Genomic DNA, 12,979 nt, shown 5'->3' on the forward strand with positions numbered 1-12,979 from the left:
GGATTGCTGAAAGGCGAGTATTCCCTGTGCTGGGTGAATCGCCCCGGCTTCTCTAGACACTTTTGAGCCGTTCGAAATATTGCTTTTCACACTCTACTGGCGATAGCCCGTTGTTGAAACTGTGCCGACGCTTGGGGTTGTAAAACATTTCAATGTAATCGAACACATCCCGCCGGGCCTCCTCGCGATCCGCATAGGTTTTACGTCGGATCCGCTCGCGTTTTAGGAGCTGGAAGAAACTCTCCGCCACCGCGTTATCATGACAGTTACCACGTCTGCTCATGCTGGCCTTGAGCCGGTGCTCCCGCAAAAAATCCTGCCAGTCATAGCTGCTAAACTGGCTACCTTGGTCGGAATGAACCAACACTTCCTGCTCAGGTCGCCGTCGCCACACCGCCATCAGTAACGCGCTGATGGCTAGCTCTCGGTCGATCCTTGGCCTCATTGACCAACCAATGACTTGTCGTGAAAACAAATCCAATACTGCGGCCAGATAGAGCCAGCCTTCATGGGTTCGGATATAAGTGATGTCCGTTACCCAGACCTTATTTGGCTCAGTCACATCGAACTGGCGCTCAAGATGATTCGGTGCAACCACTGCCGGCTGGCCACCATAATGACCGGGACGGCGACGATAACCGGTTTGTGAACGTAAACCCTCATGACGCATTAATCGCGCCACCCGGTGTTTCCCGCAGGTCTCTCCCATCTCTCGCAGGTCATCCCGGATCTTACGATAACCATAGACGCCCCCGCTTTCTAGCCAACATTGCTTGATCTGGCCCAGGAGGCGTTGGTCTTCCAGGGCTCGGGCAGATAAAGGCTGGAGCTGCCAGGCGTAATAACCGCTCGGGTGGACATTCATCATTCGACACAGTCTGCGGATGGGATATGTGGACGCGTGCTCCCGGATGAAGGCGTACCTTACCCTGACAGCTTGGCAAAGTACGCGGCGGCCTTTTTTAAGATATCTCGCTCATCGGTGACGCGGCGCAGTTCAGCCTTGAGGCGCCTAATTTCGGCTTGCTGGCTGGAGTCATGCTGTTGCTGCACGTCGGGTTGGCTGTAGCGCCTGATCCAGGCGTAAAGACTATGGCTGGAAACACCAAGCCGCTCAGCAACCTCTGCCACTGGGTAATTCCGCTCAGTCACTTGCTTGACGGCGGCCAATTTGAATTCTTCCGTGTAACGTTGCTGTTTGCTCATAACACCTCCTGAATGACCTCAGTTTGAGGCTCTTGGGGTGTCTAGGAAAGTAGGGGCGATTCACACTGTGGTCATGATATTGCCGAGAATAAACCATCTATGGTGCACCCCGTAAGGGGACTGTTTTAATACTGCAAATAAATAATTATGGGGCAATAGGTCATGATAACGATATTGAATAATGTGTCAGTGCTAAATAGCTTCTGAACGTATTGCCATTGCCTCGGCTGATTGCATGAAATAAATCGCGTCAGGCTCAACTCTGGCGAGGTGTTTTTTTAAATAGGCCACTCGGCATGACAACAAGGAAGAGTACAAGTAAACCATGCAAGCCATTGAAGAGATCCTTGCCATGCAGATCCTCGCTGAGTATCGGGGTACAGGTAGAGATCAAGAAAACAACAGAGAACAGGAACAAATATCTCCCCCGTAAACCAATGTCACGGGCTCTCATGACGGCCAGATTGATATTCGCATAGCCGACCAATAAAAATAACGCCACCATGCCTGCTATCAGTGGCATTGCCATTTTTGCAATGTTGCTGGCAATTAAGTCATGTGCCAGGGTACCTGTGCCCAAGGTAGTCATTAATGCGGAGAGAACAATAAAAAATAACAGGAGCATGTAGCCAATATAGCCACGCCTCTGCAAACACTTGTTCATCAAGCCGGTAAAAAGTCTCGATAACATGAGGTATATCCTGGTGGTGAGAGAGAAGAGACCCCAAACATAGGGGCACTCGCATGCCCCATCTGAATGAGGATGATCAATCGTTCATGATTGCGCGAACAGTGCCATCTTCTTCGACGGTGCAGACGGCAACATTGCCATTATCACCTCGCATCTCAACGTCGAACATGCCATCACCAGTGTATTGGGCACGACCGGCTTCCACTGCCTTGGGGCTGACCTCCCACTCTGCGGCAGTTTCATGAACACAGTTGCTCAAGGCGTGGCGGCCCAGGGTTCGAGAGGATGGCTTGTTGCCCGGAAGCGGGTTGACCAGAACATCCATTAATCCCCCCTGGCTATCCAGGACACAGCTGAATTCGAAGCGATCGCCATTGCTGCGTGATAGCTGCCCGGTGACGGAGGTACCTGAGCGGGAGTCCATGATCTGGACTCGTTTTTGTACAGCATCACCATATCCACGGTCGCTAAGCGCGTCGTTACAGGCGGCTTGAGGATTGGCATTGACGATGGAGGAGGTCAGCAAGACGCCCATCAATAACGCAGTTTTAGTCAATTTCATGTTCAGTTCCTGCAGAGTAAGGGAATTAATAACCAGACAGGCCGCTGGTATCTATATCACGGGTGGCCTCTTGTTCCATTTTTCGATAATAGTCATCCTGTCTTTTGTCATGCGGCTGTTTTTTTGTGGCTTTCTCCGCATCTTTTATGGTTCTTTGCATATTGGCTTGGCAGATATTAAATCCATCACGCCATGCATTGGCATAGTCGGGCTCTTTACGAAATTGCGCATCGTTCTTGGTATAGGTATCCAGATAGCTGCCTGCAGCCTGATTGCCACTGTGGCAACCATCTTCATACCCTTGCGCATAGGCTTGGCTATAGCCTTTAGACCTCATTTCGTCATATTGACTGACGCAGCCTGCCAAGAGGGTACAGGTCAGGCTGGTCAGGAGGATTATATGTTTCATCGGAAGGATCCTGCATGTCAAAAGTGATAGTTAACACCAATATCAAAACCATCCGCATCGACGTTCTTACCTTGGACAGGGGATGCATCCATATAATTATAGCTGGCACTGATTTCCAGGTTTTTTGTGATTAGATAACCTAACGTCAGGCCATATTCTATGGCGGAGTTTTTCTGACCATGTTGATCCAGTTTCGCGACCCCAATGCGTGGCATAACAGATAAGCCGGCAATATCAAACCGATGGCCTATCCCCAGATCCATGAAAGAGATATCTGTCTGGGTGCTGTGTATATCTCCTTGCATATCAACATAGCTGTGTCCACTTCCTGTCGTTTTCCCTGTGCTGACACTGATATCCATCAGCCCAAGATCATATCCTCCTTGAATGAAAAATCCGTAGGTATTTTTGCCATCTAGTTGGCTATGAAGATGCTGAAATCCGCTACCGATATAGGGTTCAGCACTTGCACAGGTCGTCACCAAAAGCGCACTCGTCAGCATGCTGTATAATACTTTGTTCATTGTTTTTGCCTTTTTAAGAAATAGCTATTCGAGGCTTATCGAGAGTTGGTAGGGAACTCGTTTATCTATGTTGTCCCCCATATTGAAAACGTGAATGATGAAATCACCATCATAGGGCAATAACAAGCTGGCACGGTTGCCTTCACTGGAGCCGTCATAAAGACTGACACCGTCAAGCGTGGTGATATTGAAATAGGTTGCTTCCTGGTCTCTCAAGGACAATCTGACTTTCAGTTTCTGTTCTGCCCTGCCACGCAGTCTGTAAGCGTTGGCATCACGTTTAATCACTACATCTTGATACGATATCCCTGTCGTACCCTTCAAGAAATGCACATCGTAGGTTTTATCTGCGGCAGATGCGTAGTCCATGGACATGGCCAACAGTAAAGGCAGTGCGAGACGATAAAAAAACATAATTTAAATCCGTATTACCAGACGATGTAGATGATTATAAATGCCATCTCAAAATGGGCTGTCAATTCTGATCAGGAGCGCATTCAATATGGCCATGCCATTCCTGGCAACTATTACCGCGGCTTGCCATATCACTGTGTCTGGCGTTATGGGCCCGAGATTTATTATGTTCTGCACGGTTAGCCCGTTCGCTCTCTTGTTCTGCCTTATGGTTTTTATGAACACCATAGGCTATTCCACCCACGGCCGCCGCAGCAGCGGCACCCAACAAGACTTTCTGGCCAGTCGACATATGATCGATGTCCGCGCATCCGGCCAGGATGAGAGAGCATGAAATCATGGAGATGCAAAGTAATTTTTTCATGGTATATCCTATCAATTCGGTACGAGTAGTAATTAATGCACATTCTATGTGTGACAGTCGGTTATTTCTCCGTCATGCGATTCAAGTTTTTTGCGAACTTTCTGAACGAGTCTTCATAGGCAGGAAATTTATTTTTTCCCAAGAACACATAGTCATCCAGTTCAATATTGCCATGCCAGTAGAGCTTGGTAATATCAAGAAACCATTGTTGGACCTCCGGGCTATCCAAGGGGATCCTGTGATAGCTATCATCGGCCAATGTTGTCTTTGTGGCGGATACCATATCCGACTGGAATTGATTCACAATGGCGATGTTGCCAAAGTCACTTTCCAGAACCTCTACAGGAGTCTTCTCTGCTGCGTGAGTCACTGGGCTCATCATCAAAAAGACTGGCAGGAATATGGTCATTAAATAAATGTTTTGTTTCTTCATGTTATTCTCAAATATTGATGCTTTATTAATGGTCAGTAGAAATAGAAATGTGCTTTCGAGTTATCATGGTATGAGCGTGGCACTGCTTGATTATCTGCCAACCCATGCTACGCGTTTCGTATTTCCATGTTACCCTGCGGGATAGACTCATTCCCGGAAAGGGCTGTCATCATTCATGGCGATAGTTGCCATCCCGATCCTTGTAAACGCGACCGTGTTGTATATTGCCATGTTGATCAACATATTCATGCTGGGCATTATCATGTGGATGGTGAGCCGGAGCTGTCATACCGGCCAGGATCGCTCCCGTTGCACTGGATAACAGGAATCTATCGGTTGCAGAGATATTGTCAGTCGAAGCGCAGCCAGACGCTGCGATGGAAAACATGACTGACACGGCCAGGGATAATGTAGACGCTCTCATGATATCAACACCTCATAATGGTATTTGCTACTCCCACCTCCCTTGTGCTGGCTCATCCTTATGGGTGACCTCGATGGACCCTGCCACCGCCTTCAGCTACTTGAGAAGGGACATCACCTGTTATGTGTATGATAGGCAGGGTCAGGGGCTTTCCATAGTCATAAAAAGCCATAAAAATTTAGCAAAACACTGATTTTAAATGGTTTTAATTTTAACTGTAAAATGGATGCCACTTCATAGACGCGAAGAGGTGGGAAAGAACCCCGAGTGTGGCGCGTGGCCAGGGGGGAGAGAGGGGCTGATGGCGGGTCAATTCGTCTGCAAACCTGCGACGGTCAGGTGGGAGAGGTGATGATGCATGTGGGCGCGTAAAACACGCAGGCCGTGCTTGAGCGGCCGGAGAGTGGAACAAGAATATAGAGGTCACCTGGGGTTGAGAAACCAACGACCGACTTTTGTCGCAGCCCCCGTGAGAGGGAATATCAAGGCTACGACAGGGGGAAGTAAATATTGAAAGAGAACAACTCCGTATCTGGATAACATGTGAGAAGGGCAGAGACGCTCCCTATTTATTGCCAAGCAATGGTGTGGCAGGAAACAACCTATGGGAAAAACTGAACCAGCCGTTCTGCTGTACCAGGATAACGTCATGGTGCGGCGTTTTTTGGAACATGGCGATATGGTTTTTTGTGAGTGGAACCCAAGTGTAATTAACGATGGTATAGTCTGACTGGAGCTGGTTGTAATTGTTAAGTGCTGAGTGCTGGCCATTCCCCTTATTCAACTGTCGTCTCTCGGAAACGAAAAAAATAAATTGATTCATGAAAGCAACCTGCCAGCCGTCTACCTGCCACTTGGCTTTCGTCGCCGGTTCTTCCTCAATGATACTGAGCATGCCCCAACGACAGACTCCCTGATAATCTATACCTGCGGTGTTCATCTTCATTTCATAATTACAGCCAAAGCTGTCAATTGAAATGGCGGTGACAATCAACACGAGCAGGCTGAGTGGTAACCAGAGTAGCCAATGGGATATTGCCTTAGTGACTTTCTTCATTTTTCTCTTCTCGTAAATTGAGAATGTTTCGTTGACTCAACTTTATCTTAACCGGACCTGAAATAAGCCAAAGCGTGTCACCGCTTTCATCCAGGGTAAGTTGATCTCTTGTCTGGGTTTGTTCGGTATCCAGAGCGCAGATGATATTGCCATTATCATCCTGACAATCCACCGTCAGCCATTCGGATGCGGATATTAATCCTAATAATGCCAGCAAGGTGAGCGAGAGCACATTGACAGACAATAGTATTCTTTTAAGCCAGAAAGTAGATTCCGGTAGTCGAGATGCAGAAGAAGGTGTTTCCTGAGCTCTTGGGGCGGATATTTCATACTCGGGTTGGGGAGAGCGTTCGAGGGGGACCATCAGATTCAGAATATAACCCTTCTTGGGAATACTTCTGATCTCCAGCTCCATGTCCAGTCCCAGCAAATGGCGACGAAGATTGGCAATGGCAACAGTCAGCGAGTTGGGGCTGATCGGCCGCCCCTCCCAGCCTATGAACAATAGATGTTCTTTATCGTGAAGCTCCCCGGCATGCTCCAGCATAAAAGCAAACAACAGCGTTTCAGCACTGGGCAACCGGATCTCCTTCGCCTGATCGCTGCGTTTGAGCGACCGGTGGAGGCAATCAAGCTGGCAACTGCCAAACCAGAGTTGCTTGGGGGAAATATATTGTAATGTCACGATAAAACCTGATAACGGCGAACTTAGCGTATTAGGCTAGCGTGACTCATGTAAAAAAGAAATACCGTGCAGGGCTGAACTCCTGTGCGCCTAGCCTGGACGCGAGTGAGAGATAACGGGCCGTGTTTCTGTTTGATACCCTATGCGAGTACGTGGCGCCCTCGTCGGTGAACACAGGGTGTCAGGGCACAAGGCAGGAGAAGGCGACGGTACCCGAAGCGAGCGTGTTCCTTCACGCTCGCCTGTGTCCCGGTTGCCGCTGCTACCCGTGCCACTGCCTGGCTTGAGCAGGGCCGGGAGCATCACTCGGGCTGGGCGGCGGCCTGGCGCTTGAAGGGGCCGGACTTGTTGGCCTTGCGGTGTTCCGAGACCAGGATCAGCAGGCGCTGCAGGGCGATGAAGCTAAACAGCAGCAGGCCGATGATGATCTTGGTCCACCAGGAGCTGAGGGTGCCGTCGAAGTTGATGTAGGTCTGGATCAACCCCTGGATCAGCACCCCAAACAGGGAGCCGAAGACGGTGCCCACCCCGCCGCTCAGCAGGGTGCCGCCGATGACCACGGCGGCGATGGCATCGAGCTCCACCCCGACCGCGGCGAGCGGATAGCCCGCCGAGGTATAGAGCGCGAACACGATGCCCGCCAGGGTCGCCAGGGTGGTGGAGAGCAGGTAGATGCGGATGGTGGTGCGGCGCACCGAGATCCCCATCAGGGCCGCCGAGGTGGCATTGCCGCCGATGGCATAGACGTTGTTGCCAAAGCGGGTGCGGTTGGCGAGCAGGATGCCGAAGACCACCACCGCCAGCATGATGAGGGCCAGCAGGCTCAGGCGACCGCCCCCCGGTATCTTCCACGACAGGCTCGACAGGTAGGTGAAGGTGGGGTGATCGATGGGCAGGGACTGCTCGGAGATGAGGAAACTGGCCCCCCGCAGGAAGAACATGCCCGCCAGGGTGATGATGAAGGCGGGGATCTTCAGGGTGTCGATGAGCCAGCCCATGAGGGCGCCGAAGCCCGCTCCCAGCACCAGCACCAGGGGGATGGCCAGCACGGGGCTGACCCCGAGATCCCCGATGAGCTTGGCCAGCAGCACGCCGGTGAAGGCGATGACGGCCCCCACCGACAGATCGATGCCCCCCGAGAGGATGACGAAGGTCATGCCCACCGCCACTATCCCCAGAAACGCGTTGTCCGTCAGTATGTTGCAGATGATGCGGGTGGAGAGAAAGGCGGGGAAGGAGGCCAGGCAGAGCAGGTAGCCCACCAGAAACACCATGATGGTCACCATCAGGGGGAGGTTGCGCTTAAACATGACGAGTCCCTCGCTGGAAGAGGTGATTGAGGGCCGGCGACTGCATGACGAGCACCGCCAGCACCACCATGGCCTTGACGATCTGGTTCCACTGGGGCTGGTAGCCGGAGAGCAGGATCCCGGTATTCACCCCCTGGATGATCAGTATGCCGATCAGGGAGAGGGCAAGGTTGAAGCGCCCCCCCATCAGGGAGGTGCCTCCTATCACCACCGCCAGAATGGCGTCCATCTCGAGCCAGAGCCCGGCGTTGTTGGCATCGGCACCCCGGATGTCGGCGGCGACTATCATGCCGGCGACAGCGGCCATCATACCGCTCAGCAGGTAGGTGGCGATCACTACCATGGGGGTGTTGAGCCCGGCGTTCTTGGCGGCCTTGATGTTGATCCCCACCGCTTCGATGAAGAGGCCGAGGGCGGTGCGCTTGGTCAGCAGCCAGATGAACAGGGCCATCCCCAGGGTGATGATGACCGGGGTGGGCAGGTAGAAGAGGGCGCCGCTGCCGATCCAGGCCAGGGCGTCGTTGTTGAAGGTGATGATCTGCCCCTCGGTGATGAGCTGGGCGATGCCCCGGCCTGCCACCATGAGGATCAGGGTGGCGACGATGGGCTGGATCTTGAACACCGCCACCAGCAGGCCGTTCCACAGGCCGCACAGGAGGCCCACCCCGATGACGGAGGCGAGAATGACCGGCAGGCTGTGACCGCCGGTAGCCAGGCTGGCCATGGTGGCCCCGCTGATGGCCATCACGGCCCCCACCGACAGATCGATGCCGCCGGTGGCGATGACCAGCGTCATGCCGAGGGCGAGCAGGGCCACGGGGGCGCAGCGGTTGAGGATGTCGATGAGGCTGCCAAACAGTCGGCCATCCTGGATGTGGATGGCGAAGAAGTTGTCGGCGACCAGGGCATTGATGAGCAGCACGCACACCAGGGCGACACATTGGGCCGAGCCCGTGGGCCAGGGCCGGCGGGGGCGGCTGGTCCCCTTGGAGAGGGGAAGAGTGGATGACGTCATATCAGGCCTCGCATGCAATGGCGTTCATGATGGCAGGGACGCTGAGGGCGTCCGTTGCAAGCTCTGCCACCTGTTTTCGATCGCGCAGGACTATCACCCGATCGGCGTAGCCCACCAGTTCTTCGAGCTCCGAGGAGATGACCAGCAGGGCCAGCCCGTTGGCGCAGAGGGATTCGATGAGTCGGATGATCTCGGCGTGGGCCCCCACGTCGATGCCCCGGGTGGGTTCGTCCAGGATCAGGAACTGCGGCTTGGTCAGCAGCCAGCGGGCCAGCAGCACCTTCTGCTGGTTCCCCCCGGAGAGAAACTGGATGGGCTGCTCCGGCCCCGGGGTCTTGATAGCCAGCTGGGCGATGAGGCGGGCGGTGATCTCGTCCTGCTCCTTGCGAGACAAGGGGCGCAGCCAGCCCCGCTGGGCCTGCAGGGCCAGCACCATGTTTTCCCGCACCGAGGCCGAGGCGATGATGCCGGCGCTCTTGCGATCCTCCGGGCAGAAGCCGAAGCCGTGGGCGGCGGCCTGGCGCGCACTGCGGATGGTCACCGGCTTGTCCCGCACCCGGCACTCGCCGCTGTCGCTCGGCACTATGCCGAACATCAGCTCGGCGGTCTCGGTGCGACCGGATCCGAGCAGGCCGGCCAGGCCCACGATCTCCCCGGGCATGACGTCGAGGCTGAAGGGGGCAAGGACCCCGCGCTTGCCATAGTCCCTGAACGACACCATGGGCTGGCTGCTGCGCAGGGTCTTGCCCGCCCGCTTGAGGGCGTTGTCGTCCAGCTCGCGCCCCAGCATCATCTTGACCAGCTCCAGTTGCGGCAGCGCCTGGGTGTCGCGGGTGCCGACCAGCTCGCCGTTGCGCAGCACCGTGATGCGATCGCTGATGGCGTAGACCTGGTCGAGGAAGTGGGTGATGAAGACCAGGCTCACCCCCCGATCCCGCAGGCTCTTCATCAGGGCGAACAGCATCTGGACCTCGCTGGTGTCGAGGCTGGCGGTGGGTTCGTCCAGGATCAGGATCTTGGCGGACAGGGAGACCGCCCGGGCGATGGCCACGATCTGCTGCATGGCGACCGAGTAGTGACCCAGGGGCAGGGTGACGTCCATCTCGAAGCCGTGGCTGGCCATGATGGCGCTGGCCTGCCGGGTCATGGCGGCCCGGTCGATGAAGCCGAAACGGCGGGGCTCGTGGCCGATGAAGAGGTTGTCGGCCACCGACATGTTGGGCAGGAGATTGACCTCCTGGTAGACAGTGCCTATTCCCAGGCGCTGGGCGTGGGCTGTGTCCGTCGGGGAGATGGGGACGCCATCGAGCTCGATGCGTCCCGCATCACGCTGATAGACGCCGGTGAGGGTCTTGACCAGGGTGGACTTGCCGGCCCCGTTCTCGCCGAGCAGCGCCATGATCTCCCCCCGTCGCAGGGAAAAATCCACCTGGTGCAGGGCCCGTACCCCGGGAAAGGCCTTGCAGATCCCCCGGGCGTGCAACAGGACATCGCGATTGTTTTCTGACATGGAAATGGGCTCTCCGATATAACACGCCATATAAGCACTCGGGCATATATGGCGTGTTATTTGACAGGCTGTTTCAGAGGGTGGCCGGTATTAATAGCCCATGTCTTTTTTCAGTTCGAGCTGGGCCTGGGCGCTCTCCGGCTCAAACAATTTGGACTCTGTCTTGATCTGTTTGGGAGGCAGGGTGCCATCTTTTTTATAGGCCAGCAGGGTGTCAAAGGCGGGGCCAGCCATATTCGGCGTGAGTTCCACCGAGGCGTTGGCTTCACCTGCTATCATCGCCTTGAATATATCCGGCACGCCGTCGATGGAGATGATCTTGATATCCTTGCCCGGTTTGAGCCCCGCTTCCTTGATGGCCTGAATGGCCCCGATGGCCATGTCATCGTTGTGGGCGTAGACGGCGCAAATATTCTTGCCGCCGTTTTCCGCCTTGATGAAGCTCTCCATCACCTCCTTGCCCTTGCTGCGGGTGAAGTCGCCGGACTGGGTGCGGATGATCTTGATGGTGGGCACGGCCGCGACGGTATCGAGGAAGCCCTTCTTGCGGTCCAGCGCCACGCTGGCCCCGACGGTACCTTGCAATTCAACGACGTTGCAGGGCTTGCCATCCTGCTGCTTGATGAGCCAGTTGGCCGCCACCGCTCCTTCGTGGACGCTGTCTGCGGCGACCCCCGTCATGAAGAGGGAGTCATCCTTGACCGTGATATTGCGATCCAGCAGGAACACGGGGATCTCGGCCTCTTTTGCTTCCTGCAATACCGGGTCCCAGCCTGTCTGCACCACGGGGGCAATAAAGATGGCGTCCACGCCCTGGGCAATAAAGGAGCGAATGGCCTTGATCTGGTTCTCTTGTTTCTGCTGGGCATCGGCAATCTTCAGGGTAATGCCGCGTTTCTGTGCCTCGCTCTTGGCCACCGAGGTTTCTGCCGCCCGCCAGCCGGACTCAGACCCTATTTGTGAGAACCCCACCGTCATGTCCGCAGAATAAGCGGAGGCAGAGAGAATAAGGGTGCTGATAATGCCCGCCAGTTTCACTTTCTTATACATGTGACACTCCTTTGTGATGCATGGTGAAATAAACCGGATCGCGTCAGGTTTTTATTGTTCGGGTCAAGGTTATAGGCTCGCGAATTTAACGACGGGAGGTGGCTCACAGAAAGTTTTCAGCAGCACGATGCTTCATACAAACAGCAGAAGAGTTCATACCTCAGGCGGGGGCTGCATTGATTTTTCTGCATATTTATTTTTGTCGGCGACCATTGTGTCCAGAGTCGTGCAGGGCGAGAGGCACGGTGGCGGGTCGTTTCCGCCTGAAGGAACACCCAGGCTCAAGGACGAGGGGTTGGCTCCTTGGTGGTAAAGGAACGGGCGCAGCAGCACCTCGAAGTCGGGAGAAAAAGCTGGGCTGAGCGGGCATGGCTCGTGTCCGCCATGTCAGAACGCGCGCGGGCGGCCAACACGGCCACCCGCCGGGTTCAGGTGTCGGCCTGCGCGAGAAACGCCTTCATGGCGGGGGTGACGCTGTGCTTGCGGGTGATGAAAGCGATGGTGCCGGCGCTCGCATCGCTCAGGGGGTGGCAGGGCAGCTGGAACAGCCGCCTGGCGGTGGCGGCGATGCCGGCGCTGACCACGGCGCGGCCGAGCCCGTGGCTCACCCCGTTGACCAGGTGGAACAGGGAGTCGGTCTCCAGCACCACCCGCAGGCTGAGCTGCTGGCGGGCGGCCGCGTCATCGAGGTAGCGGCGAAACTGCATGGTGCTGCTCGGCAGGATCAGGGGGAGATCCTGCAAGTCCGCCAGCTTCAGGGGCTGGTGCTCGCCGAGGTGCGGGGGCAGGGGACCCAGCAGCGCCATGGGGTTGGGGTGGCGCAGCTGGACGTCGAGGGCCCGGCGCTGGTGCTCGGTGAGCAGCTCGTCAAAGCCGAGGCCGATGTCGACCCGGTGCAGATCCAGCTGCTGGAGCAGGGTGCCGTGGGTCATCACGCTGAGGTGCAGGCTGACGTTGGGGAAGGCGTCGTTGAACCCCTTGAGCAGCGGCATGATGTCGATGCTGGACTGGGGCACCACGCCGATGCGCAGGGCCCCCGAGAGCCCGCCGCTGAACAGGCTCAGCTCCTGGCGCAGGGCGTCCTGCTCCTGCAGCATCCGTTCGGCGTGGCGCAGCACCACTTCCCCCGCCTGGGTGAGTGCCACGAACTGGCTGTTGCGCACCACCAGCTCGGTGCCGAGGGACTTTTCCAGGGCGGTGATGCTGGCCGACAGGGTCGGCTGGGTGATGAAGCAGGCCTTGGCCGCCTTGGCGAAGTGACGGTGCTGGGCCAGCTCGTGGAAATAGTGCAGCTGCTTGATGTTCATGTTGGGAGGGCCGGAAGG

General features: G+C 55.7%; 15 protein-coding genes. All 15 read right to left on the minus strand.

The window, feature by feature from the left end; translation table 11 throughout:
* Positions 1-52 precede the first annotated feature (52 nt).
* The 15 genes from I6L45_RS15820 to I6L45_RS15890 all read right to left on the minus strand — a co-directional run bounded on the left by I6L45_RS15820 (position 53) and on the right by I6L45_RS15890 (position 12,961).
* Positions 53-1,206 (minus strand): IS3 family transposase gene (locus I6L45_RS15820; RefSeq protein WP_216982260.1). Its coding sequence is split into 2 segments (ribosomal slippage): positions 53-969 and positions 969-1,206, totalling 1,155 coding nucleotides; the frame shifts between segments, so codons are not numbered across the junction.
* 256 nt (positions 1,207-1,462) lie between these two features.
* A complete protein-coding gene (locus I6L45_RS15825; RefSeq protein ID WP_216982579.1) occupies positions 1,463-1,897 on the minus strand; it encodes a hypothetical protein in 435 nt (144 codons plus the stop codon).
* A 76-nt stretch (positions 1,898-1,973) separates the two neighbouring features.
* A complete protein-coding gene (locus I6L45_RS15830) occupies positions 1,974-2,459 on the minus strand; it encodes a hypothetical protein (RefSeq protein ID WP_216982580.1) in 486 nt (161 codons plus the stop codon).
* A gap of 25 nt (positions 2,460-2,484) precedes the next feature.
* Positions 2,485-2,868, minus strand: a complete 384-nt coding sequence (locus I6L45_RS15835; protein ID WP_210548604.1) for a hypothetical protein — start codon at positions 2,866-2,868, stop codon at positions 2,485-2,487.
* A gap of 17 nt (positions 2,869-2,885) precedes the next feature.
* Positions 2,886-3,392, minus strand: a complete 507-nt coding sequence (locus I6L45_RS15840; protein ID WP_216982581.1) for an outer membrane beta-barrel protein — start codon at positions 3,390-3,392, stop codon at positions 2,886-2,888.
* Positions 3,393-3,416: 24 nt separating this feature from the next.
* Positions 3,417-3,806 carry a hypothetical protein gene (locus I6L45_RS15845; RefSeq protein WP_216982582.1) on the minus strand — a complete coding sequence of 130 codons (390 nt, stop codon included), beginning with the start codon at positions 3,804-3,806 and terminating at the stop codon, positions 3,417-3,419.
* Positions 3,807-3,867: 61 nt separating this feature from the next.
* On the minus strand, positions 3,868-4,170 hold the full coding sequence (locus tag I6L45_RS15850) for a hypothetical protein (protein WP_216982583.1): 303 nt from the start codon (positions 4,168-4,170) through the stop codon (positions 3,868-3,870).
* Between the two features lie 61 nt (positions 4,171-4,231).
* Entirely contained in the window at positions 4,232-4,603 is a 372-nt protein-coding gene (locus tag I6L45_RS15855; protein WP_216982584.1) for a hypothetical protein, read from the minus strand.
* A 989-nt stretch (positions 4,604-5,592) separates the two neighbouring features.
* A complete protein-coding gene (locus tag I6L45_RS15860; RefSeq protein ID WP_216982585.1) occupies positions 5,593-6,084 on the minus strand; it encodes a hypothetical protein in 492 nt (163 codons plus the stop codon).
* On the minus strand, positions 6,068-6,769 hold the full coding sequence (locus I6L45_RS15865; RefSeq protein ID WP_216982586.1) for a winged helix-turn-helix domain-containing protein: 702 nt from the start codon (positions 6,767-6,769) through the stop codon (positions 6,068-6,070). The genes I6L45_RS15860 and I6L45_RS15865 overlap by 17 nt, the downstream gene beginning before the upstream one ends.
* Before the next feature lie 302 nt (positions 6,770-7,071).
* Positions 7,072-8,079, minus strand: a complete 1,008-nt coding sequence (gene yjfF / locus I6L45_RS15870) for a galactofuranose ABC transporter, permease protein YjfF (protein ID WP_216982587.1) — start codon at positions 8,077-8,079, stop codon at positions 7,072-7,074.
* Positions 8,072-9,094: a galactofuranose ABC transporter, ATP-binding protein YtfT gene (ytfT, locus tag I6L45_RS15875; RefSeq protein ID WP_216982588.1), complete on the minus strand. Its 1,023-nt coding sequence runs from the start codon at positions 9,092-9,094 to the stop codon at positions 8,072-8,074. Before ytfT ends, yjfF begins: the two co-directional genes overlap by 8 nt.
* A 1-nt stretch (position 9,095) precedes the next feature.
* A complete protein-coding gene (gene ytfR, locus I6L45_RS15880) occupies positions 9,096-10,604 on the minus strand; it encodes a galactofuranose ABC transporter, ATP-binding protein YtfR (protein ID WP_216982589.1) in 1,509 nt (502 codons plus the stop codon).
* A gap of 90 nt (positions 10,605-10,694) precedes the next feature.
* Positions 10,695-11,654, minus strand: a complete 960-nt coding sequence (ytfQ, locus tag I6L45_RS15885; RefSeq protein WP_043760823.1) for a galactofuranose ABC transporter, galactofuranose-binding protein YtfQ — start codon at positions 11,652-11,654, stop codon at positions 10,695-10,697.
* 428 nt (positions 11,655-12,082) lie between these two features.
* Entirely contained in the window at positions 12,083-12,961 is an 879-nt protein-coding gene (locus tag I6L45_RS15890) for a LysR family transcriptional regulator (RefSeq protein ID WP_216982590.1), read from the minus strand.
* Positions 12,962-12,979: the final 18 nt, after the last annotated feature.

Source organism: Aeromonas sp. FDAARGOS 1415 (assembly GCF_019048365.1).
GTDB lineage: Bacteria > Pseudomonadota > Gammaproteobacteria > Enterobacterales > Aeromonadaceae > Aeromonas > Aeromonas taiwanensis.